The 25,289-nt window shown below is 35.7% G+C and carries 19 protein-coding genes; all 19 read left to right on the forward strand.

Annotated elements, in window-relative coordinates; genetic code table 11:
- Nucleotides 1-180: 180 nt before the first annotated feature.
- The gene (locus tag EL260_RS13010) at nt 181-789 is read left to right on the forward strand and encodes a methyltransferase family protein (RefSeq protein ID WP_123855760.1); all 609 of its coding nucleotides are present in this window, start codon (nt 181-183) and stop codon (nt 787-789) included.
- A gap of 83 nt (nt 790-872) precedes the next feature.
- On the forward strand, nt 873-1,685 hold the full coding sequence (locus EL260_RS13015; RefSeq protein ID WP_123855761.1) for a 2,3,4,5-tetrahydropyridine-2,6-dicarboxylate N-succinyltransferase: 813 nt from the start codon (nt 873-875) through the stop codon (nt 1,683-1,685).
- A 30-nt stretch (nt 1,686-1,715) separates the two neighbouring features.
- Complete coding sequence (locus tag EL260_RS13020; RefSeq protein WP_123855762.1) at nt 1,716-2,885, forward strand: glycosyltransferase family 87 protein; 1,170 nt, start codon at nt 1,716-1,718, stop codon at nt 2,883-2,885.
- A 3-nt stretch (nt 2,886-2,888) separates the two neighbouring features.
- Nucleotides 2,889-3,818 carry a glycosyltransferase family 2 protein gene (locus EL260_RS13025; protein WP_123855763.1) on the forward strand — a complete coding sequence of 310 codons (930 nt, stop codon included), beginning with the start codon at nt 2,889-2,891 and terminating at the stop codon, nt 3,816-3,818.
- Nucleotides 3,819-4,595 carry a polysaccharide deacetylase family protein gene (locus tag EL260_RS13030; protein ID WP_123855764.1) on the forward strand — a complete coding sequence of 259 codons (777 nt, stop codon included), beginning with the start codon at nt 3,819-3,821 and terminating at the stop codon, nt 4,593-4,595.
- A complete protein-coding gene (locus tag EL260_RS13035) occupies nt 4,592-5,689 on the forward strand; it encodes a glycosyltransferase family 4 protein (RefSeq protein WP_123855765.1) in 1,098 nt (365 codons plus the stop codon). Before EL260_RS13030 ends, EL260_RS13035 begins: the two co-directional genes overlap by 4 nt.
- A gap of 248 nt (nt 5,690-5,937) precedes the next feature.
- Complete coding sequence (gene hisG, locus EL260_RS13040; protein WP_123855766.1) at nt 5,938-6,795, forward strand: ATP phosphoribosyltransferase; 858 nt, start codon at nt 5,938-5,940, stop codon at nt 6,793-6,795.
- A gap of 152 nt (nt 6,796-6,947) precedes the next feature.
- Nucleotides 6,948-8,225: a histidinol dehydrogenase gene (gene hisD / locus EL260_RS13045; RefSeq protein WP_123855767.1), complete on the forward strand. Its 1,278-nt coding sequence runs from the start codon at nt 6,948-6,950 to the stop codon at nt 8,223-8,225.
- 1 nt (nt 8,226) lies between these two features.
- Nucleotides 8,227-9,252 carry a histidinol-phosphate transaminase gene (gene hisC, locus EL260_RS13050; RefSeq protein WP_123855768.1) on the forward strand — a complete coding sequence of 342 codons (1,026 nt, stop codon included), beginning with the start codon at nt 8,227-8,229 and terminating at the stop codon, nt 9,250-9,252.
- Between the two features lie 2 nt (nt 9,253-9,254).
- Nucleotides 9,255-10,349 carry a bifunctional histidinol-phosphatase/imidazoleglycerol-phosphate dehydratase HisB gene (gene hisB, locus EL260_RS13055; protein ID WP_123855769.1) on the forward strand — a complete coding sequence of 365 codons (1,095 nt, stop codon included), beginning with the start codon at nt 9,255-9,257 and terminating at the stop codon, nt 10,347-10,349.
- Between the two features lies 1 nt (nt 10,350).
- Nucleotides 10,351-10,932: an imidazole glycerol phosphate synthase subunit HisH gene (gene hisH / locus EL260_RS13060; protein WP_123855770.1), complete on the forward strand. Its 582-nt coding sequence runs from the start codon at nt 10,351-10,353 to the stop codon at nt 10,930-10,932.
- Nucleotides 10,932-11,654 (forward strand): 1-(5-phosphoribosyl)-5-[(5-phosphoribosylamino)methylideneamino]imidazole-4-carboxamide isomerase, encoded by a 723-nt coding sequence (gene hisA, locus EL260_RS13065; RefSeq protein ID WP_123860530.1) that lies wholly within the window; start codon nt 10,932-10,934, stop codon nt 11,652-11,654. The genes hisH and hisA overlap by 1 nt, the downstream gene beginning before the upstream one ends.
- Nucleotides 11,647-12,399, forward strand: coding sequence for an imidazole glycerol phosphate synthase subunit HisF (gene hisF / locus EL260_RS13070; RefSeq protein ID WP_123855771.1), 753 nt, complete (start codon nt 11,647-11,649; stop codon nt 12,397-12,399). The genes hisA and hisF overlap by 8 nt, the downstream gene beginning before the upstream one ends.
- Entirely contained in the window at nt 12,396-12,983 is a 588-nt protein-coding gene (gene hisIE / locus EL260_RS13075) for a bifunctional phosphoribosyl-AMP cyclohydrolase/phosphoribosyl-ATP diphosphatase HisIE (protein WP_123855772.1), read from the forward strand. Before hisF ends, hisIE begins: the two co-directional genes overlap by 4 nt.
- Before the next feature lie 233 nt (nt 12,984-13,216).
- Nucleotides 13,217-14,833, forward strand: a complete 1,617-nt coding sequence (locus EL260_RS13080; protein WP_123855773.1) for a T9SS type A sorting domain-containing protein — start codon at nt 13,217-13,219, stop codon at nt 14,831-14,833.
- 169 nt (nt 14,834-15,002) lie between these two features.
- Nucleotides 15,003-18,116 (forward strand): hypothetical protein, encoded by a 3,114-nt coding sequence (locus EL260_RS13085; RefSeq protein WP_123855774.1) that lies wholly within the window; start codon nt 15,003-15,005, stop codon nt 18,114-18,116.
- A 5-nt stretch (nt 18,117-18,121) separates the two neighbouring features.
- A complete protein-coding gene (locus EL260_RS13090; protein WP_123855775.1) occupies nt 18,122-21,385 on the forward strand; it encodes a hypothetical protein in 3,264 nt (1,087 codons plus the stop codon).
- A gap of 4 nt (nt 21,386-21,389) precedes the next feature.
- A complete protein-coding gene (locus EL260_RS13095) occupies nt 21,390-24,833 on the forward strand; it encodes an RHS repeat-associated core domain-containing protein (protein ID WP_228445444.1) in 3,444 nt (1,147 codons plus the stop codon).
- Nucleotides 24,834-24,836: 3 nt separating this feature from the next.
- A complete protein-coding gene (locus EL260_RS13100) occupies nt 24,837-25,265 on the forward strand; it encodes a hypothetical protein (RefSeq protein ID WP_123855776.1) in 429 nt (142 codons plus the stop codon).
- Nucleotides 25,266-25,289 lie beyond the last annotated feature (24 nt).

Below are 25,289 nucleotides of genomic sequence, written 5' to 3' on the forward strand. Positions count from 1 at the left end.
TGGCAGAGAGGTTATGTATGCCTTCAATTATTATACTGAATGTAAATGGAATTTTTAGGAATGATTACATTACCTGCTATTTTGTAAAATCTACTTGTTGGTAATGGGAATTATTTGGAAAAAATATTGCAATAGTATTGCATGGTGAAATCCTTGAAATTTGCCATAAATAAATTAACCATGACAGATTTTATCAGATTCTTTATCCCTACTTATTTTATTCTATTTTTTTTAGTTTCATTTCTTGGAATTAGCATTGCTGTCGCTAAGAAGATAGGAAAGAGCCCTAATGTTCTACCAAACGATGATTCAGCTTACGCATTGGTTGGCTTGTATTTCAAACTCATTTTAGCCGTATTATGGATCTATACAATATGGCCTTTATTATTTCCAAGCGTAGTCATGGATTTTAAAATAGAAATATTAGATTCTGATCTGTTTCAATACGTTGGAATAGGATTGATGGTTTTTGCCTTTATCTGGGTAGTAATTGCTCAGCTTCAAATGAAAGATTCATGGCGGATTGGTATAGACGAGCGCATGAAGACAGAACTTATTACGAACGGATTATTTCAATTCTCAAGAAATCCAATATTTTTAGGAATGACGGTGAGTCTTATTGGGTTTTTCTTTGCTTCTCCCACTGTGATTGCTTTCTCTTTAGCAATAATAGGAAGTATTTTAATGCAGATTCAGATCCGTCTTGAAGAAGAACATCTGCTAAGCCAGCATGGTTCCACTTATCTTACTTATAAAAAGAGGGTTGGACGCATGCTAAGCCTCTCTTAAAAGCAGAAACTTAAAAATCGTTTTGCTGAACTTTTTTGTATCTTTGGCGCGTATAATTTTTCAAACTAATTTAAATAAGAAACATGTCGTTACAACAAACTATTGAAAACATTTGGGATAATAGAGACTTATTACAAAATGAAGACAGCCAGAAAGCGATCAGAGAGGTTATTTCTTTATTAGATTCCGGAGAACTTCGTGTAGCTGAGCCTACGGAGAACGGTTGGCAGGTAAATGAGTGGGTGAAGAAAGCAGTAGTAATGTATTTCCCGATCCAAAAAATGGTAACTATTGAGGTAGGTCCATTTGAATTTCATGACAAAATTCCTTTAAAGAAAAATTATGCGGAAAAAGGAGTAAGAGTAGTTCCTCATGCTATCGCTAGAGAAGGTTCTTTCGTTGCTTCAGGAGTAATTATGATGCCATCTTACGTAAATATTGGTGCTTATGTAGATTCAGGAACAATGGTGGATACTTGGGCAACAGTAGGAAGTTGTGCACAGATCGGTAAAAACGTTCACTTGAGTGGTGGTGTTGGGATCGGTGGTGTATTAGAACCATTACAGGCCGCTCCGGTAATCATTGAAGATGATTGTTTCATCGGTTCAAGATGTATCGTTGTAGAAGGAGTTCATGTAGAAAGAGAAGCGGTATTGGGAGCTAATGTTGTATTAACAGCATCTACAAAAATCATTGATGTAACAGGAAGTGAGCCTATCGAAATTAAAGGAAGAGTTCCTGCCCGTTCTGTAGTAATCCCTGGAAGCTATACAAAACAATATCCAGCAGGAGAATATCAGGTTCCTTGTGCATTAATTATTGGCCAGAGAAAAGAGTCTACAGATAAAAAGACTTCTCTTAATGATGCATTGAGAGACAATAATGTAGCTGTTTAAGATTAAGTTTTTAAACTAATACCACTTATTTTGAAAGAAAAATTTCTTAAAATATTATTAAACCCTAAATATATATTTGGGGTTTATATTATTGTAGCCATAGCTACTGCGCTTTCTAAATTCTCCAGAGGGCCTCAGGCGATTAATAACTATTTGATTTTCAAAGGTGTATTTTTCAATACTATCGATGAAAAAAATCTGTATTTACGATATCCTGAGCTTTATTCAGACATGAACCATTACGGGATCTTTTTCAGTTTACTGATCGCACCTTTTGCAGTAATGCCGGACTGGATGGGAATTGCCCTATGGAATGTTGCCAATACTGCGATCTTTCTATATGCCATTCATAAACTTCCGTTTTCGGATGCTAAAAAAGCACTTTTTGCTTTGTTATGTCTGCAGGAATTTATCACGGCTGCTGTAAGTTTGCAGTTCAATGTAGCATTGGTAGGGCTTTTAATGCTGTCCGCAACGTTCATTTATGAAAGAAAAGAAGTACAGTCGGCTACTGCTATTGTAGTAGGGATTTTTGTAAAGCTTTATGGAATTGTAGGATTATCACAGTTTTTCTTTATTAAAAATAAGGTAAAGTTTATTCTTTCAGGAATTGTTATTGCTGTATTGTGTTTGTGCATTCCGATGATTTACTCCAGTCCACAGTTTGTAATTCAGAGTTATTCAGACTGGGCAACCTCATTGATTTCAAAAAACAATGATAATCAGATATTGGGAAATATGCAGGATATATCATTAATGGGATTTGTAAGAAGAATTTTGGGTGATGCATCCATTTCCAATCTTACTTTTTTAGCTTTTGGTGTTCCATTATTTGCATTGCCATATATCAGAATCAAGCAATACAAGAACTATGCATTTCAATTGATGATTCTAGCTTCTACATTACTGTTTTTAGTACTGTTCAGTTCAGGCTCAGAATCACCAACGTATATTATTGCAGTAGCAGGAGTAATGATCTGGTTTACCCTTCAGAAAGAAAAAACGCCTTTTATTATTGGGTTATTGGTATTTGTTATTATTCTTACTTGTTTTTCACCATCAGATTTATTTCCGAAATTTATCAAACAAAATTATATCATTAAATATTCTTTGAAAGCCGTACCTTGTATTGTAGTTTGGTTGAGGGTTATTTACGAATTGATGACCAAAGATTTTGAAAAGGACTACACTTTAAATTAATGTATGAAGAAAATTTCTATTGTTATTCCTGCCCACAACGAAGAAGGGAATGTTGCTTTAGTTCATGAAAAAATAAAAGAAGTTTTTTCGGAACTGAAGAATTATACCTTTGAAATCATTTTTGTGAATGACGGAAGCAGAGATAACACACAGAAGAAGTTAGAGGAACTGTCACAAAAGTATGAAGAAGTAAAATTTATTGAGTTTTCCCGAAACTTTGGACACCAGCCGGCAGTAAAAGCCGGAATGGATTATGCAGATGGAAATGCGGTAATTTCAATGGATGGAGATCTTCAGCATCCCCCTGAATTGATTCCTGAAATGATTAAGAAATGGGAAGAAGGATATGATATTGTGTATACGGTAAGAACTTACCCTAAACAGATTTCTTATTTTAAAAGGAAAACTTCAGATGTGTTCTATAAACTTTTATCCAGTCTTTCAGATGTCAATCTTACCAAAGGAGGTGGGTCTGATTTCAGATTGATGGATGCCAATGCCGTAGAAGCTATGAGAAGCTTCAAAGAAGATGATCTGTTTTTAAGAGGACTAACCAGCTGGATGGGCTACAAACAAATCGGAATAGACTTTACAGCGGGAGAAAGATTAGCAGGAGAGAGCAGCTATAACCTGAAAAAAATGCTCAAATTTGCCTTTACAGGAATTACTGCTTTTAGTGTTAAACCTCTTTACTTAGCGGCTTATCTGGGGTTCTTATTTTCACTGCTTTCAGTGATTGGATATGTTGCTTATGTTATCCATTCATTTGTGGTGCATACTGAAATCTCAGGTTGGGCATCGTTAATTATGACCATTGTATTCTTTGGAGGGCTGCAACTGATTATCCTGGGAATCATTGGCATTTATTTAGGTAAGATCTTTAAACAGGTTAAAGAAAGACCTAATTATATTATAAAAAACAAAAATTTTTAAATGGTTTTATTAAGTTTTGATATCGAGGAGTTTGACATGCCTTTAGAATATAAAGGAGAGATCTCTTTTGATAAACAAATCTCTATATCTCAGCACGGACTTGAAAATATTTTAAATATTCTTAAAAAACACGGAGTAAAAGCAACCTTTTTTTCTACCGTAGTCTTTGCAGAAAACAGCAAACATCTTATTGAAAGATTATTAAACGAAGGACATGAATTGGCTTCTCATACTTGGTTTCATTCAGAATTTGAAGACAAACACCTGAAAGAATCCAGAGAAAGACTGGAAGAGTTATTCTCCACAAAAGTGACCGGATTAAGAATGCCGAGAATGATGCAGGTAGATGAAAAAGAAGTGGAAAAAGCAGGATATTTATACAATTCATCCATTAATCCTACGTTTTTACCGGGAAGATATAACAACCTTAAAGTTTCAAGAACTTACTTTAATGAAGGAAATGTCATGCAGGTTCCGGCTTCTGTTTCACCGAATTTCAGAATTCCCTTATTCTGGTTAAGCTTTCACAATTTCCCTTTAGCTTTCTATAAAAAGCTGGCAGCTGATGTATTGAAAAAAGATAAGTATCTGAATATTTATTTTCATCCCTGGGAATTCTCATCCATTAAGGATGAAGCATTCAAATTGCCTGGTTTTACGGTGAAAAATTCCGGGAAAGATATGGTGGCAAGGTTTGATGCCTTTGTAGAATGGCTTAAAGAAAAAGGTCATACCTTTGGTACCTTTCAAGAATTTCAAAAACAGGTACACGCATGAAAATTGCTTTTGACGCAAAACGTTTTTTCCATAACACCTCAGGGTTAGGTAATTATTCAAGAGATCTGGTAAGAATACTTTCTCAATATGAACCGGACAATGAATATCTGCTGCTCAACAAGAACAAGTCTGAGCGTGGAAAAGACATTCTTGAACGCTCCAATGTTAAGTTTATAGAAACCTCAAAAGGAAAGTTTTCACGCCAGTTGAAAATGGGAAAAGATGCCCAAAAGGTAGGGGCAGATATTTTCCATGGCTTATCTGGTGAATTGCCTTTGAAATGGGATCAGAAACCGATTAAAAAGATCGTTACCATTCATGATCTGATCTTTGTACGATATCCTCAATATTATTCTTTTTTTGATCGTAAAATCCACTTTTGGAAGTTTAAAAAAGCGGCTGATATGGCAGATAAGATCATTGCGATTTCAGAACAGACGAAAAGAGACATTATCGAGTTCTTAAAAGTCCCTGAAAGTAAAATTGAAGTTATTTATCAAGGCTGTCATAAAGCATTTAAAGAACAACAGTCTGCGGAACAGATTCAGGGGGCTAAAGACAAATTCAAACTTCCTGAAAGATTCATTCTGAATGTAGGAACCATTGAAGATCGTAAGAACCTTCTGAATATAGTAAAAGCGATCAAAGACACCGGAATTCCGTTGGTTGTAGTAGGAAAAAAAACCAAATATTATCAAAAAATAGAAAGCTTCCTGAAAAAAAATAAAATGGAAACACAGGTGCAGTTTCTGGAGGGAGTTTCTATGGATGAACTTGCTATGATTTATAAGCTGGCAGATATTTTTGTCTATCCAAGTTTCTTTGAAGGCTTTGGAATTCCTATCATAGAAGCACTTTTCTCCAAAACAGTAGTGGTAACCAGCAATACAAGTTGTTTGCCGGAAGCAGGAGGAAAAGATTCGGTATATATTGATCCAAACAATGAGTTTGACATCAAAGCCAAAATCAAATTTTTGTGGGAAAATGAATCCGAAAGAAAACGCCGTGAGGAAAGGGGTTTTGAGTTTGTCCAACAGTTCAATGATGAACCCATTGCCAAGAATCTGATGGAACTTTATCAAAAAATTATTTAAAAAAACTTTGGATTTTAAAAATAAATCCTACATTTGCATCATAATTCAATACAATGAAACCAATATTTTTAGCATTACATCATTATTATCATCATCTCTGTTAGGCGGAATTGATTGATATATGTTTGTGCTAAAATCAAAAATATTTAAAAACCGTCTGAGTAAATAGACGGTTTTTTTTGTTTCCTGAATTCTCTTCAGAAATTTCAACAGATCAGTTTTTATTTGCTCGGACTCAAAAAGACGAAATGAGTAAATTAAAAATTGCGATTCAGAAAAGTGGACGGCTGTACGAAGAATCCCTGCAGCTTCTTAAAGACTGTGGAATCTTTGTCAACAATGGAAAAGATCAGCTAAAAGTTTCGGTAGATAACTTCCCGATGGAAATCATGTACCTTCGGAATTCAGACATTCCTCAATATCTGGAAGATGGAGTGGTGGATGTTGCTATTGTAGGTGAAAATCTTTTGATTGAGAAACAAAAGCAGTTTCAAATTGTTGAGAAACTGGGGTTTTCAAAATGCCGTGTTTCCATTGCTGTCCCAAAAGAAGTTGAAACCGATGATCTTGGCTACTTCCAAGGCCGAAAAATTGCCACTTCTTACCCTAACACTCTTAAGAATTTTTTAGAAGCAAAAGGAATCATTTCAGATATCCACGTGATTTCCGGTTCCGTAGAAATTGCTCCCAATATCGGGCTTGCAGAAGGAATTTGCGATATCGTAAGTTCCGGAAGTACCTTATTCAAAAACGGATTGAGGGAAACGGTAACGCTTTTGAAATCAGAAGCAGTTCTGGCTCAAACGCCACAATTATCATCCGACAAAGCAGCTATTCTGGATAAATTCCTTTTCAGAATCAAAGCCGTTTTAAAGGCAAAAAATTCAAAATACATCCTGATGAATGTTCCCAATGATAAAATCCAAAAAGTTGCAGATGTACTTCCTGTACTGAAAAGCCCTACGGTGATTCCATTGGCAGAAAAAGGCTGGAGTAGTATTCATTCTGTGATTGATGAAGAGCGTTTCTGGGAAGTTATCGATGAGCTGAAGGAGAATGGAGCTCAAGATATACTCATTATTCCCATTGACAAAATGGTGATTTAAAGAAGAATAATACTGTTAAGAAAAGTAACGAACAGTAAAGAAAAATTAAGATAAGTTAAGTTTAATAAATTCAACAATGATCTAGATGATTCTTAGCGGCTTAAATAAACTTAATGATTCAAAAAATGAGAGATCAATAAAAAATAATACAAATGAAAATATATCGATATCCAACAAAAGATTCATGGATAAAGCTGGTACAGAGACCTGTTTTTGAACGGGAAGAGATTTCCGGACTGATTGCTGAAATATTTGCTGAAGTTGAAAATAAAGGAGATAAAGCTTTAATAGCATTCAATAAAAAATTTGATAAAGCCGAAACCAAAAACATTGCTGTTACAGAAGAGGAAATAAATAATGCGGAAAATCAACTTAGTAATGATTTAAAGCAGGCTATCCAACAAGCAAAAGAAAACATTTTTAAATTTCACGATTCACAAAATCCGGAGATTCAGAAAATTGAAACAACAAAAGGAGTGGTTTGCTGGAGAGAAAACCGAGCGATAGAAAAGGTAGGAATTTATATTCCGGGGGGAACAGCTCCTTTATTCTCAACAGTTTTGATGCTTGCAGTCCCTGCTAATATTGCCGGATGTGAGGAAATCATTCTGTGTACACCACCAGATAAAAATGGAGATGTTAATCCTGCCATTTTATATACGGCAAAGCTCTGCGGGGTTTCAAAAATTTTCAAAACCGGAGGCGCTCAGGCCATTGCAGCTATGGCTTTAGGAACTGAAAGTATTCCACAAGTATATAAAATTTTTGGCCCTGGAAATCAATTCGTAGTAGCAGCAAAAGAGTATACCCAACGGTATGGAGTCGCTATTGATATGCCGGCAGGACCTAGTGAAGTTCTCGTGATTGCTGATGAGCAAGCTATTCCGGAATTCTGTGCTGCCGATTTGCTTTCACAGGCAGAACACGGCAGTGACAGCCAGGTGGTTTTTCTAACCACAGACTTTAAAGTTTTTAATGAGGTTATTAGGTGTGTTGAACATCAAATCAAACGCTTACCGAGAAATGAAATGGCAGGAAAAGCACTTGAAAATAGTTGTTTTATCTTGTTAAATAGTCTTGAGGAAGCTGTTGAGTTCAGCAATTTATATGCTCCGGAACACCTTATTCTTGCGCTTGATGAGTTTGAAAAATATATCCCTATGATCCAGAATGCAGGCTCTGTATTCCTTGGGAATTATTCCTGTGAAAGTGCCGGAGATTATGCAAGCGGAACCAATCACACCCTTCCTACGAATGCTTATGCAAAGAATTACAGTGGTGTATCCCTGGACAGTTTTGTGAAGAAAATTACCTTCCAGCATTTATCGAAGAAAGGACTTCAGAGTTTAGGAAAAACAATAGAAATAATGGCAGAGGCAGAAGGGCTTCTTGCCCACAAAAATGCAGTATCAATAAGATTAAAACGATAATATGAATACAATCAGTATCAATACATTAGTAAGAGAAAATATTTTAAAATTAAAACCTTATATAAGCTTCAGAGATCATAATGAGTTTAATGATCCTACTTTTTTAGATGCTAATGAAAGCCCTTTTGGAAAATGGAACCGTTACCCGGACTCTACCCAAAGAAAACTTAAAACCAGATTATCTGAGCTTAAAAATCTTTCTCCCGGGCAAATAGCGATAGGAAACGGAAGTGATGAACTGATCGATTTAATCATTAAGATTTTCTGTGAACCTAAAAAAGACTCTATCCTAATGATGAACCCGTCGTTTGCAATGTATGGTTTTTATGCCACGATCAATGAAAACAGGGTTTTACAGTTGAATTTGGATGAGAACTTTGATATTGTGAAAGATGACTTTTTAAAAATAGTACAGAAAGAATCTATCAAGGTTTTCTTTCTATGTTCTCCCAACAATCCAACCGGAAATAGTACTGAAGATATTGAATTTTACCTTCAAAACTTCAATGGAATTGTTGTAGTGGATGAAGCTTATATAGAATTTTCCGGGAAAAAATCAAGTCTTGAGCTGTTGGCAAAGTATCCCAATTTAATTGTTCTTCAGACCTTCTCGAAGGCTTGGGGGATTGCAGGAGCCAGAGTAGGTGTTGCCTATGCTTCGGAAGAGATTATTCAGTTGATTAATACCGTGAAAGCACCTTACAATGTTAATGCATTGAGCCAGGAGCTAATTCTGAATGCTCTTGAAGATGAAAATAAGCTGAAAGAGAATGTACGTGATATTGTAGCAGAGCGTGAATGGCTGAGGGATCAGTTTAAAGGAATTGCATGTATTGGTAAAATATTTCCAACAGATGCTAATTTCTTTTTAATCAGGCTAAAGGATGTTGACAATGTATATGTACAAATGCTGGAACAGGAAATTTTGACAAGCAGAAGAGATCCGGCTATTCCGGGATGCATCAGAATAAATATAGGAAACCGCCAGGAGAATGAGAAGCTGGTAACCCTTTTAAAAAACATATAAGTATGAAAAAAGTATTGTTTATCGATCGGGACGGAACCTTGATTATTGAACCTCCTACTGATTTTCAGGTGGATTCGCTGGAAAAACTGGAGTTTTATCCTGGAGTTTTGCAAAATCTTTCAAAAATTGCCAATGAACTGGATTTTGAATTGGTCATGGTGACCAATCAGGATGGATTAGGAACAGAGAGTTTTCCTCTGGAAACCTTTACGGTCCCTCATGAAAAAATGCTCAGAACCTTTGAAAATGAAGGCATCATTTTCAGTGATATTTTAATTGATAGAAGTTTTGAACATGAGAATCTGCCCACCCGAAAACCTGGAACAGGAATGTTGGCGAAATATATATATGGTGATTATAATCTCGAAAATTCTTATGTAATTGGTGATCGAAGTACGGATGTGCAACTTGCTAAAAACTTGGGTTCTAAATCTATTTTTCTTAACCAAAGCTTTAATAGTGAATCTGATCTGACAACAACGCAATGGGTTGAGATTTACCAGTTCTTAAAATCCGGAATGAGAAGAGCAAAAGTCTACAGAAAGACCAATGAAACGGAAATAGAAATTGAGATAAATATCGATGGAAAAGGCAAATCTGAAATTTCTACAGGGCTTCATTTTTTTGATCACATGCTGGAACAGATTGCCAGACACGGAAATATGGATCTTAAGATCAAAGTTAATGGGGATCTTCAGGTAGATGAACACCACACGGTTGAAGATACGGGCATTGTTTTGGGGGAAGCCATTTTAAAGGCATTAGGAAAGAAAAAAGGGATTGAAAGATATGGTTTTCTGCTTCCTATGGATGATTGCCTTTCGCAGGTAGCCATTGATTTTGGGGGCAGACCCTGGTTGGTTTGGGATGCTGAATTTAAAAGAGAAAAGATAGGAGATGTACCCACGGAAATGTTCTTTCACTTCTTTAAGTCGTTTACAGATTCTTCGAGAACCAATGTAAATATTAAAGCAGAAGGAGAGAATGAACATCACAAGATTGAATCTATTTTCAAAGCCTTTGCCAAAGCGGTGAAAATGGCGGTTAATCAATCTGATATCAACTATAATTTACCTTCCACTAAAGGAAGTTTATAATATGATTGCAATAATAAAATATAACGGAGGTAATGTAAGCTCTGTACAGAATGCTTTAAACAGGTTAAATATCAGCTCAGTCATTACAGATGACCCTGAACTTATCCTGAAAGCAGATAAGGTGATTTTTCCTGGTGTAGGTGAGGCCTCGTCTACCATGAAGTTGTTGAAAGAAAAAGGACTTGATCGACTTATTCCAACATTGAAGCAACCTGTTTTGGGAATATGTCTGGGAATGCAACTCATGTGCAAAGGAAACGAAGAAGGAAATACGGAGGGAATGGGGATTTTCAATATCGATGTCAAAAGATTCCCGCCTTTGGAGCTTGTTCCCCATATGGGTTGGAACACGGTTTCAGGACAAATCTCTCCGTTATTTTCAGGAATTGAACCCGAAAATGGTGTATATTTTGTGCATAGCTATTATTGTGAGCTATCGGAATTTACCACATCCGTTTGTGATTACATCCTTCCATTTAGTGCTTCTATGCAGAAAGATAATTTTTATGCGGTGCAGTTTCACCCTGAAAAATCGGGAGGTGTAGGAAGCCAGATACTTAACAACTTTATAAACTTATCATGATGAAGATTATTCCGGCTATCGATATTATTGAAGGAAAATGTGTGCGTTTATCCAAAGGGGATTACAACACAAAGAAAATATACAATGAAGATCCTGTAGAAGTGGCCAGGCAGTTTGAAGACTTTGGTATTCAGTTTCTTCACCTGGTGGATCTTGATGGTGCAAAATCAAAGCATATTGTGAATCAGAAAGTGCTTGAAAATATTGCAAAATCTACTTCGCTACAAATTGATTTTGGGGGTGGATTAAAAACCTCGCAGGATATTGAAACAGTCTTTAATTCAGGAGCAAAGCAGATCACTCTAGGAAGTATTGCAGTACAGGATCCTGTATTTTGTCTTCAGATCATTGAAAAATATGGTCCGGATAAGATTATTCTGGGAGCTGATTGTGAGAATAGAAAAATAAAAACTTCCGGCTGGCAGGAAGAAAGTGATAAAGACATTATTGATTTTATTCTGGAATATCAGAAAAAGGGAATTAAAACTACCATATGCACGGATATTTCGAAGGATGGAATGCTGGAAGGACCTTCAACAGGTCTTTATACTGAAATTTTATATAAAACGTCGTTACACCTGGTGGCCAGTGGTGGAATTTCAGGGATTAAAGATGTTTATAAAATGAAAGATATAGGATGTACAGGAACAATTATCGGAAAGGCTATTTATGAAGGAAAAATAAGTCTGAAACAACTTCAAAATTTTATTGAAAATGCTTAAAAAAAGAATTATTCCATGTCTGGATATTAAAGATGGAGATACAGTGAAAGGAATCAATTTTGAGGATCTGAAAAATGCCGGAGATCCTGTAGAACTGGCTAAAAAATATGAATTGGAGGGCGCAGATGAACTTGTTTTTCTTGATATTACAGCCACCATTGAAAACAGGAAAACCTTTGTGGAGTTGGTACGGAAGATCGCCCAGGAGTTGAGTATCCCGTTTACTGTTGGGGGTGGAATAGCCTCTGTGGAAGATGTGAGCAAGCTTTTGGAAGCGGGAGCGGATAAAATAAGTATTAATTCTTCAGCTGTAAAAAATCCGAAGTTAATCTCTGAGTTAGCCCATGAATTCGGAAGCCAATGTGTGGTAGTTGCTATAGATACCAAAAAAGTAGGCTCAACTGATGTTGTTCACATCAAAGGAGGAAGAGAGGCCACAGAGCTTGATACGGTAGAATGGGCAAGGAGAGTGGAAGCTTTGGGGGCTGGGGAAATCCTGTTAACTTCTATGGATGGTGACGGAACTAAAAACGGTTTTGATCTCAATATTACCAAGCAGGTTTCAGAGCGGGTAGCCATTCCTGTGATTGCTTCAGGTGGGGCCGGAGCTGTAGATGACTTTGTTAAAGTATTTAATGAAACCAAGGCTACAGGAGCTTTGGCAGCCAGTATATTCCATTTTAATGAAATAGGAATTCAGGATTTAAAACAACAATTAAAAACTCAAAAAATACAAGTACGATGAATATTGATTTTAATAAAGATAACGGATTGGTTCCGGTAGTGATTCAGGATAACCGAACGCTGCAAGTTCTGATGCTGGGCTATATGAATAAGGAAGCTTTTGAAAAAACAAAAAAACAAAAAATAGTTACCTTTTTCAGCCGTTCCAAAAACAGACTCTGGACAAAAGGAGAAGCATCGGGTAACTTTTTAACCGTAAAAAGTATTGATATAGATTGTGACCAGGATACGATACTGATTAAGGTCATTCCTACAAATACAGTATGCCATACCGGGAGCTTCAGCTGTTTTGGCGAAAAGACTTCAAAAGGCTTTTTATACGAGCTGGAAGAAAAAATATCCCAAAGAATTGATGACAAAGTTGATGAATCCTATACCTATTCACTGTATCAGAGAGGAATGAACAAAATGGCTCAAAAAGTAGGAGAAGAAGCTGTAGAATTAGTTATTGAAGCTAAAGATCATAATGAAACTCTCTTTAAAAATGAAGCAGCTGATCTCTTATATCATTTACTCATTTTATTAAAAGCAAAAGGATTTTCGCTGGAAGAGATAGAAGAAGTTCTCCAAGGCAGAAATCAATAAAACCTTTGAAATTTTTTCAAAGGTTTTTTTATGGAAAAAATACGTCGTGTTCTGTCGTTGTGATGTGATAGCTTTGGATAAGATCGTGTAAGATCATGAAAGTGTAATGAAATTCGATAATTCATTACAAATATTTCATGTTAAATCACATGGATATGATTTGTGCTAACGAAAAAAAGTTAAATTTGTTCGAATTTAAAAACCTAATCATTAAACTCAAAAACAACACGGGAATGAAAAAAATTTATCTCGGTGCATGTACTGTATGCACGGTTCTGGGTATGTCTGCTCAGGAAGTACTCTGGCAGAAAGACATCCAATCCACTACCCAAGATTTTCTAAGTCAGGTGACTACGACCATCGATCAACAGTATCTTATTACAGGCAGCTCTATACAGAGCGACAAATTCCAACAAGGCAATAAACAGAACAACGGCTATGATTTCCATCTGGTGAAGCTGAACCAACAGGGAGAGCAGGCCTGGGAAAAGTATTTTTCAGGGCAAAATCACGACTATTTATCTGCAACAGTAAGCACTCAGGATGGCGGATTTCTCTTAGCCGGAACTTCGTATTCAGGAAAAGGACTCGATAAGAAAGATGATTCCAAAGGTGGTTCCGATATATGGCTCATCCGAATCAATGAATTCGGGGATGAATTATGGCAGAAAACATTGGGCACTTCTTCTGATGAGGAAGCTAAATCTGTTATTCAAACGACAGACTTGGGCTTTTTTGTCGCCGGAAATGTTCAAAACTCATCAAAGGGCTATGGTTCCAAAGATGTTTGGATAACCAGACTCGACAAAGAGGGAAAAGAACTTTCCCAATTAATATTAGGCGGAAAAGGTCTAGATGAAGTGGAAAAAATGATTCCAACCAAAGACGGCGGGGCATTATTGGGTATTTATTCAAGAAGTTCCGAGGTTAAGGATTCTGGGATAAGAAATACTGAAGTAAAATCTTCAGATGAAAGATTAGTGAGTTCAACAGCCATAAGCCAGATGCCAAAAGCCAGCAGCAACTTCGGTGAAGGGGATTACTGGATCATCAAACTGGATAAAAATGGAAAAGTAGAGTGGGAAAAGAACTTTGGAGGTAAGGGAGACGACCATATCAGAACCCTGGCTTTAATTGCAAACGGATTTATCATCGGTGGAGAATCCCGATCAGAACGATCAGGAAACAAAACAGTAGGCACCCAAGAAGGAACAGACCTTTGGCTGATTGCCCTTAATGAAAGAGGCGAGGAGCAGTGGCAAAAGTCCTACAATTTCAAAAATCGTGATATTCTGATGGGAATGAGTGTGATTCATTCCGCAGATGACAACTCTTCAAAAGGAATTTTACTTGGAGGTTACACTCAAGCCGAAGGAAGAATACAAAAAGATGATGAGACCTTCTGGATGTTATATTTAGATGGCAACGGAAATGAACAGTGGAGAAAACATATAACAGGAGAATCCCGACAAAAAGAGGAAAGACTTTCAGATTTAAAGCTGAATAGAGATGGTTCTATTGTGTTAGCGGGAACCAGTGCCAAAGAATTAGGGAAAGAAAACTGGAAGATCGTAAAGCTTGGCGACAAGCAGGTAAGTGATCTGATTGCCAAATATGAAATGAAGATCTACCCGAATCCGGTATCAGACTATGCCTACGTAGAAATCGGTTTTGATTTTAAAGAAGCAGATATTATGCTGTATGATATGAGTGGAAGACAGCTTCAGAATTTCAAAACCAAGAACAGAGTGACTAAGATCAATACCCAGGCTTTGGTACAAGGCGCTTATTTGGTAACTATAAAAACTGATAATAATAAAACAGCGAATGCAAAGCTGATTAAGAAATAAAACAGATGAAAAGAAAAATTATAAATTTTATATTATTATTTTGTTTTGGCTGGACGTTTTCTCAATTATCAATAGGAAATGATAAGGAAACCCAACATACTAATATTGTTCCTTTTCCTACAACAGCAAATGCCTACAGTCTTGATAAGGTAGGGAAATTAAATTGCCCATGGATATGTTTAGAGGGAGAGCTAACATATCTATTCCTTTTTATACCATCAGTGTAGACGGAATTAATATTCCTATAGGATTATCATATAATACAGGAGGAATAAAACTTAATGAAGTTGCAAGTGCAGTTGGTTTAGGGTGGAGTCTCTCCATTCCTGGAAGTATTTCCAAAAATATAATGGGAAAGGATGATGATAATTATTCTATACGGTTTAAAAATTTTAATGAATCTTCACAGTATCTAAATAGTATTATAGATTATAGTACAAATGATCCCAGAATATCTACTATAGAACAATTATATAATGGTTCTTCATATGATACAATGCCGGATATATTTCATTATAACTTACCTACAATTAATGGTGGATTTATAGTTAATAATAATGCCGGATATACCATTCCGCATGTAGATATAAAAATAAATAAAGTTAATACTGATCTTTTTAAAATAATAGATGAGCAGGGTAATCAGTTTTGGATTTCAGGTAAGAATTTTATAAATGGAGGAACTCCAGGGGTAGCACCGTATGTTAATTCATACGGAATAGACAGTCTTCAAACTGCTCAAGGAAAAATGATAAAATTTTATTATGCAAAAAATCAATCTTATATTGAAAAAACAGTTAATGAAAATGCATATATCAATTTAACAACACAAACAGGAGGCTCTTATAATCCTAATGGATTGTCAAAATATGATATTACACGGTCAAGAATTGATTATGCAGAAAAATTACTTACTAAAATTGTATTCCCTGAAGGAGAGATTATTTTCGAATATTCTGACGACCTAGAATTAGCCATTGAAAATAACGATAAGTATAGAAAAGATATTGGTACTACTATTGGCACTTCAACAATAAAAAATGGGTTGGCTCTTAGAAGAATAAAAGTAATGAATAAAACCTCTGAAACTACAAAAGATTTTATTCTCAATTATTCATATTTCAATCCTCAGGCCTCTTCAGATATTCCTCAGGATTATCGTCTGAAATTAAATAGTGTTTATGATAATTTACAGAAATCGTTTTATCATTTTACATATGATGAAAGTATTCCGCTACCAAGAAGATCGACAGCAAATGATGATTACTGGGGATATATTAACAGAATTGGGAATTTAAATGATGATCATAATATCCCACGAGAAACTTTTAATCCTTTAGTCAAAATATACCAAAATGGAAGAGATCGAGAAGTAAATACTCTTTATTCACAATTGGGTATTCTTAAAAAAATAACTTATCCTACTGGCGGATATAGAAATTTGTATTATGAAAATAATCAAACAAAAACAAAGCAATATTCTACAACAATAAAAAGAGATGAATATGAAATTTTAGAAAATATTTATCAAGATGGAGTATATGGAGATAATGCTTCTGAAAAAACGTTTTCAGTCCCTTCCACTTTACTTAACAGTTTAATTGAACCAAAATTTGAATTTCAATTTGTTAACTGGTGTGATAATAATAATGACAATACAGGTACAATACACCCTACCAGTTGTCTTGGATCTGCTAAAGTTATTACAAGTAATGGCAGCAATGTATATACATCTAATGGAAAACCATTTCTTAATGTACAATCAGCCACAACACTTCCAATAACTTTAAAGCTGTATAGAGTTGATGAGTGCGGCTGTAATATTAATATGAATATCCTTCATGAGATACGTAATGAGAGTACAGAAATAAAGAATATCGGGGGACTTAGAATATTAAAAGTAGAAGATTATGACGGAAAAAACATACAAAATATTTATAATTACCAATATAATGGAGGTGTTATCAATCAACCTTTTGCATATGCCAAAACTGTATATAGGGAAGTCCCACACTCAGATGGGCATTCTGCTCCGGCTTATTTTCAGTTTTTAAAACTGAGTAATTCATCATCTGCAAACAGTTCATATTCAAGTTCGGATTTAATCACTTATTCCACAGTCACTGAATATAATGGTAAAGGTGAAATTATTTATAATTTTTCTCAAAGTAATGAAAGCAAATCTGCTTCTGAAATAACAATATCCGATTATGACAGTTGGAAAAGTGGCTTATTACTTTCTCAATATTATAAGAAAAACAATGATACTTTGCGTAAAGAAATATATACTTATTCTTTCAAACCATTGAAGAACTCTCTTTCTGGTTACAGTCCTATTACTAATAAAGAAATAAGCTTTGCAATTAATTTAGATATTACAAAAATAAAAAAAGAACAAGGTGTATCCGGAAATTTTGTAGATGCTTTTAATGTTCAATATAAATATATTAATATCGAGTCAGGAAAAATAGAAAATGATACTACAGAGGTTATAGATTATTTAAATGGTAAAAAAATAATTACTACCTCTAGAAATAATTATTATGATACAGATATCACTAAACCAATCAATCTCCAGAGCACAGAAAATATATTGCCAAGTGGAGAGAAAATAAAAACGTCCTATCAATATGCTTATGAGAAAGGGAATCAGCTTATGATAGACAAAAATATGATTACCATTCCATTAGAAACAGAAACGAAACAAACTGCTAATGGATCCACAAAAACACTCTCAAAATCGGAAATCATTTATCCTAAGACTCTTCCTTCTTCTCAAACAGGGAATTTGGTACTTCCTACATCTGTTTTATCATATAATCTTGAGAATTCCTCTTCAGGATTAACAGAATTGAGCTATGATCAATATGATTCCAAAGGGAATATTGTGCAGTATACTAACAGAGTGGGAGTATCAACAGTCATTATCTGGGGATATAACGGGACTCAGCCTATTGTCAAGATTGAAAATGCAAAACTGGAAGGAATTGGACAATCATTCATAGACAATATTGTGAATGCTTCTAATCTGGATGCTGCCGCTGAAAGGAATAATGATGAAACCAATCTGCACAATGCCTTTAAGGACTTTAGGAATAATTTGTCCAGTTATCAGATCACAACCTACAGTTATGATCCATTAATTGGAGTAAGAAGTATTACCCCTCCCTCCGGAATCCGGGAAGTTTACCTTTATGATGCTGCCGGCAGGCTTAAAGAAGTCAGAGAGCATAATAATACCGGAAAACTATTAAAAGAATTCAATTACCATTATAAAAACTAAAATCGATGAAGAAAATAATATTATTATTACTAATTGGGGCGCTTTGTAAAGCACAGCTTACAATTGGTGACGAACAAACCAAGCAGGTTGTTCCTTTACCAGCCAGCGCAGAGTCTTACAGCCTTTCCAAAGTGGAGGCTATACCTATGGATTACTTCAGAGGAAAAGCCAATATTAATATCCCAATTTATACAATAAACGTTAACGGAATTAGCATTCCTATTTCTCTTGCGTATAATACAGGAGGAATCAAATTAAACGAGGTAGCGACTACGGTAGGATTAGGCTGGTCGTTGAGTATTCCCGGAACGATTTCTCATAATGTAGTAGGTCTCGATGATCTGGATGTCCCTTTTTTTAAGAAAAACATTTCAGAATATGGAGCTTATAATGGGATCATTACTGAATCTTATATGAACAATCAGATACGGGCTGATCTTGAAAGTATATACAGTGGTACTTACGATACCCAAAAAGATATTTTTGATTACAACCTGCCTACTGCATCAGGTTCTTTCCTGCTGAAAGAGAATAATCAGACGTTCTTGATTCCCAATGATGATATTGTGATCACAAGAAATGATGGTAAATTTTATATAAAAGATACGCAGGGGACAGAATACTGGATGTCTCCAAGAAATTCGGTTATGCCCTGGAGTATAGGGGGACCTACAGTCTTGCATAAAACATTATATAATCTAGATGAACTTAAAATTAATAACAAATCAGTTTTGTTTTATTATAATAAAACCCATGGTTATGGAGAAAGGAATATCAACCAGGTTGCCAATTTTAAACTAACCCCAAATTTAGGTGGAGGGTATGAACAACTGATTCGTCTTCCCAGATATGAAAAAACAGAGACCTCTACTTCTTTTTCAGAATCTCTGATCAGTAAAATAAGTTTTGATAATGGGGAAGTTAATTTTTTGTATTCCAATGATACTAATGCGGCATTTTCAGATGGTTCATCGTACAGAAAAGACTTGAGCGGAGGGCAGGGAATTGCACTTCGTAGAATTATAGTAACCAATAAAGCTGGGGTTATTGTAAAAGATATTAGTCTTAATTATAGTTATTTTGAAACGGATAATGCGAATAAAACCTATGAAGATTACAGGCTTAAACTCCTGGGTGTTCGTGATAATTTGCAAAACACGGAATATTCATTTGAGTACAATGAGAAGTATAAGCTTCCTAAACGCAGCAGTAGTAATGATGATTACTGGGGATATATTAATAGCATCCATAACAGAGAAATACCCAATATTCCGAATTTGGTTTACGATTACGAAATTCCTTTAACAGAATTAAGTGCTGTTGCTAAAAGAGATAGGGAACCGAATGAAGAGTATGCTGTTTTGGGGGCGCTGGCATCTATAAAATATCCCACAGGAGCCAAGAAAAATTTTTACTATGAACTTCCCTACAATTCAGGAAAAAGATCTACAGGATATGCTTGGGATTATTTACCAATAGGGGGAATGCAAACGGATCCATCGGAAGAAGATTTTTATGAAAAAAAGACTTTAACAATTACATCAGCACATATGCAGCAAATAATAAATCTGGGAATTAATGCAGAGCCTGAAAAACTTGAAGTAAACTTTAGTAATGCTTGTTTAAATGCCAGTAATCCGGGTGATAATCAAACGATAGCAGAAACCCAATGTACGGGAACTGCAATATATTCCCCTCAACAGTTCTCTGAATGGCGCTCAAAAACCGTAGATTGGAATATATCACCTGGTAAAAATTTGGTATTGCAGTTGCAGAAAATAGGAAAATGTACATGTGCGATTGCTGGTGCAATTCGATATAAATACCCAACTTATATTGATGAAACGAAAAAATATGGTAGCCCTCGTATCCGGAAAATAGAAGATATTGATGCCAATAATGTTTCAAACGTTTATGAGTATGCCTACGGAAAATATGAAAATGGAGTTTTTATTCCTGATTTTCAGTTGAAACAAAAATATAATTTTTCATCTATTATTAAAAGACAGGTAAAAGAATATTTTGAAGGTAAGGAGACTGGATATGCTTTTGAAAAATATTACCGTCTTCACAATTCCAGTCAGGGGAACACCAGCTATGGAAGCTCGGATGTCATTAATTATCCTTCTGTAGTAGAAATTACAGATAAAGGAAAAATTATAAGAGAATATGAAATTTCCAGCAGTTCAAATTATGTATACAATAAATGGAAAGGCGGGAGGTTAAAGAAAGAAATTTATCTGAATAAGGCCAACGATACCTTAAAAGTAATTACAAACAGATATCAGCTAAATACCTTAAAAAACAGTTTGTCAGAATTTACCACCAGTGTTCCCCAAATAGCTGCCTTTTCTACAGATTTTGACATTACAAGAGGAACCGCCCTTGTATTAGATGTTCCGGTGGAGATCTATGCTGTTGAGAATAAAATGTATATGATTGAATCTGCAAAAATAGAACATGTGGAAACTACAACAAAGGAGTTTTTTGGAAATAAATCTATTCTAACAAAGACATTAAATGCCTATTGGGATACTGATGTTAACAAACCTTTCAATGTGAAAAGTACTGAAAATATTTTACCATCCGGGGAGAATATAAAAACAGAATATCAATATGCTCACCAAGCCGGAAATCAGCTGTTAATTGATAGAAATATGATTGCTATTCCCTTAGAAACAGCGACCACCAAAACCGCTAATGGAGTTAGCAATATAGTATCAAAAAGCAAAACAATTTTCCCTACGAGCCTTCCAATTTCTCAAACAGGATTTTTGGTACTCCCGACCTCAATATTGTCTTACGATCTCCAGAATCCTAGTCAGGGATCAACAGAATTGAGTTATGATAAGTATGATTCTAAAGGGAATATTGTGCAGTATACTAACAGAGCGGGAGTATCAACAGTCATTATCTGGGGGTACAACCAAACTCAGCCTATTGCCAAGATTGACAATACAAAACTGGAAGGAATTGGGCAACCTTTTATAGATAGCATTGTGAATGCTTCTAATCTGGATGCTGCCGCTGAAAGGAATAATGATGAAACCAATCTGCACAATGCCTTTAAGAACTTTAGAGATAACTTGTCAGCTTATCAGATTACAACCTACAGTTATGATCCATTAATTGGAGTAAGAAGCATTACCCCTCCCTCCGGAATCCGAGAAGTTTACCTTTATGATGCTGCCGGCAGGCTTAAAGAAGTCAGAGAGCACAACAATACTGGAAAGCTATTAAAAGAATTCAATTACCATTACAAAAACTAAGACGATGAAAAAACTTATAATTCCCATAGGCATGCTGTTGATAAGCTATTCAGTCCATGCCCAGCTTACCCCGGGAGAAAACTATATCCAATCCAGGACCTATCTTGATTATAATGGAACGAACCCTTCAAAAACCTCAGAAACCGTCCAGTATTTTGATGGTTTGGGAAGACCTAAGCAGGTAGTGAATGTAAAAGCCTCTCCCTTGGGAAAAGATGTGGTTACTCACATTGAATATGACCAGTTCGGAAGACAGGTGAAAGACTATCTTCCTGTACCTCAATCAGGAACTTTGAATGGAGGGATTATTCCCAATCCTTTATCCAATGCCAGCAGTTCTCCTTATGGCTCAGAAAAGATCTATTCTGAGAAAATATTGGAAAACTCTCCTTTGAACAGGCTTCAGCAGCAGATCCAGGTGGGGAATGACTGGAGTACAAAGCCTGTGAAGTTTGGGTATGAAACCAATATAGGCAATGAAGTGTACCAGCATATTACCACCACCACCTGGGAAAACGGGGCCACTAAAAGTGGGATAAGTTTATCTCCGGCAGTTTTATATGCACCTGGTACCTTGTATAAAAATACGGTGACAGATGAAGATGGAAACCCAACGGTAGAGTTCAAAAACGGAAAAGGGCAAACCTTGCTGGTAAGAAAGCTGATGGGCTCCACCGAGCAGGCAGATACTTACTATGTGTATAACGAATACGATCAGCTGGCCTTTGTGATTCCTCCCAATGCGGTTCAAAAACCTATTAGCGAAGCTCTGCTCAATGATCTCTGTTACCAGTACCGTTACGACGGAAGAGGAAGACTGGTAGAAAAGAAACTTCCCGGAAAGGGCTGGGAATATATGGTGTATGATAAGGCTGACCGATTAGTTTTTACCCAGGATGCTAATATGAGTCTAACGAATAAATGGTTATTTACAAAATACGATGCATTAGGGAGAGTAATCATAACAGGTATTGTGAGTGGGAGCAGCAGAGCTTATATGCAGACAATGATTGGAGATACAGTGATGACTGAGAATGGATCTGCCACCGGCTTTACAAAAAACGGAATGCAGATATTTTATACTAACACCAATTTCCCTTATCTTGAAACAGTCTTTTCGGTTAACTATTATGATACTTATCCGGGGTATAACTTTAATCCTACATTTCCTTCCACCATCCAGGAAGTAGAAACATTAAAAGAAACGGTATCCCCGGAAGGAAAAAGCACCAAAGGACTTGCTGTAATGAGGCTGGTAAAAAATATTGAAGATGACAACTGGACCAAGAATTATACGTATTATGACACCAAAGGACGAGTGATAGGCACCCATTCCATCAATCATTTGGGAGGCTATACCAAAACAGAATCCAAGCTGGATTTTGCAGGACTAGCCCAAACGGTGATCACCAAACATAAGAGGTTAGAAACCGATACAGAAAGAGTCATCACCGAAACCTTTGACTATGACCACCAGAACAGACTTTTGGTTCACAAACATCAGGTAGATGCTAATCCTGTGGAAATCCTTACCCAGAATACGTACAATGAACTTTCGCAGCTGGAATCTAAAAAAGTGGGTGGAATTGCTGCAGGATCTGCGCTTCAGCAGATAGATTATAAGTACAATATCCGTGGTTGGATGACTAAGATCAATGATCCTTTGAATCTAAATGGAAGATTGTTTGGCTATGAAATAAAATATCATAATCCTATATCTTCAGCAAAATCACCCGGGAAGTTTAACGGAAATATTGCAGAGATCGACTGGAAGAATTCTTCAGAAGACATTCTGAAAAGATACAACTATGAATATGATCCTTTGAACCGTTTAAAAAATGGATTCTACTCAGAACCTAATGCCACTAATCCTGGCAATGGTAATTTTGATGAATATCTTACTTATGACCTGAATGGAAACATTAATACCCTGCAACGAAAAGCCACTCCAATATCAGGTCAAACTCCTGCATTGGTAGATAACCTTGAATATAAATATACCGGAAACCGCCTGAATCAGGTGATAGAATCTGCAATGAACGATACCGGGTATGAAGGCGGAAATAATATAATAGATTATGATGTGAATGGAAATATGATTAATATGAAAGATAAGGGAATCAACACTATTGGTTATAATCATCTCAGCCTTCCCAATACATTTGCAATGAGCCATCCGGATCCTATTATTGTTGGTCAGCAAACAAGTGCTAATCTTGGATATTTATACCGTGCAGATGGAACCAAACTAAGAAAAACGTATTCAACCCGGCCTCCGAGAGGATCGGTTAGTACCAGTATGACCGATTATCTGGATGGCTTCCAATACTCATACCGGGAAGGTGGGGGACTCTGTCTAACCTGTCGTACCGAGTCTGCTTTTGAAGAACAGGCTTACGGAAATCTCGGAAAAACCTTTCCTAATATAGGAGATCCACCAGCATGGAAGCTGGATTTTGTGCCCACTTCAGAAGGCTTTTACAGTTTCACAGAAAACCGTTATATTTACCAGTATAAAGATCACTTAGGCAACACCCGAGTAAGTTTTGCCAAAGACAGCGCAGGTGTTCTGGAAATTACCGATACTAACAACTATTATCCTTTTGGTCTCAACCATATCTCAGGAATGTTTGGGACTTCTAATTTTGGAGGGTTATATAGTTATAAGTACAATGGAAAGGAGCTGCAAGAAACAGGTATGTATGATTATGGGGCGAGGATGTATATGCCGGATCTCGGAAGATGGGGTGTAGTGGATCCGTTGGCGGAGAAAATGAGAAGATATTCTCCTTATAACTATGCTTTTAACAATCCGCTAAGATTTGTTGATCCGGATGGGAAACAAGCAAAAGATGTTATTATTACAGGAGACAAGCAAAAGGAAGCCTTTAAACAACTACAACAATCAACATCTTTAGAATTAAAAATGGATGATAAGGGTAAAGTTACTGCCTCTGGCACTGCAAAAACAAATGCAGATAAAAAATTATTATCTGCTACAACTGACTCTAATGTAATAGTAAATGTAAATGCAACGTCATCTAATTATAGCAATGTTGGTCGTTGGTATATAGGTGGTGCATATGGAGGGAGTGAAATAAAATCAGATGGGAAAACATATACAAAACAAACCATAAATCCTGAACAAACTAAAAAAATAGATAATTTTTATAACGTTCAAAAAGGAGTTTCTGTTCTTCATGAAGTTCTAGAATCTTATATTGGAGGTGTTAATTCTCCCGGCATAGGTGCTCCTACATTAGATCAAACAACTCCTGAATTTATAGCATATAAAAATGCACACGATAGTACAGAAAAAATAGATCCAAGACATATTGCTTCTGATGTATCTCAAGATCCTACCGATGGGAAATTATATATAAATAAACCTGATCCTAAAAGCCCACAGAGCTACATAGAATTACTTATTAACGATTTATCTAAATAAAAAATGAAAAATTTAATTTGCATTATTTTTATTATTTTTATGGGTTGTGTCTCTACAAAAAATAAAATAAGTTATAATACTTTTCATTATAAAGTTGTAGGGATACAAGAGTATCAGTATGCTTTTGCTTTTAAAGTATTAAATGATAGAAAAGACACTTTATTAGTAATATCATTAAAAGATAATTTTTATGATAAATACAATCATAAAAAGCCGAAGTTAAAATTGGTTGGAAAAATTACCATAGATAAATCCTATGATTTTATTCTATCTGAAAAAAAACCAACTGTATCAACAATGGAACAACTAGGAGCTTTTATTATTATTGAAAATGATACTGTATGTAAAGCTAAATCGTATAAAGAACTGCCTTTAATATTTATTTCACATAATACAATAGGAAAATTTTATGATAGCTCCTCAGTAGAATAAATTTAATAATACTTCAAAAAGATG

It is taken from the genome of Chryseobacterium nakagawai, from assembly GCF_900637665.1.
GTDB lineage: Bacteria > Bacteroidota > Bacteroidia > Flavobacteriales > Weeksellaceae > Chryseobacterium > Chryseobacterium nakagawai.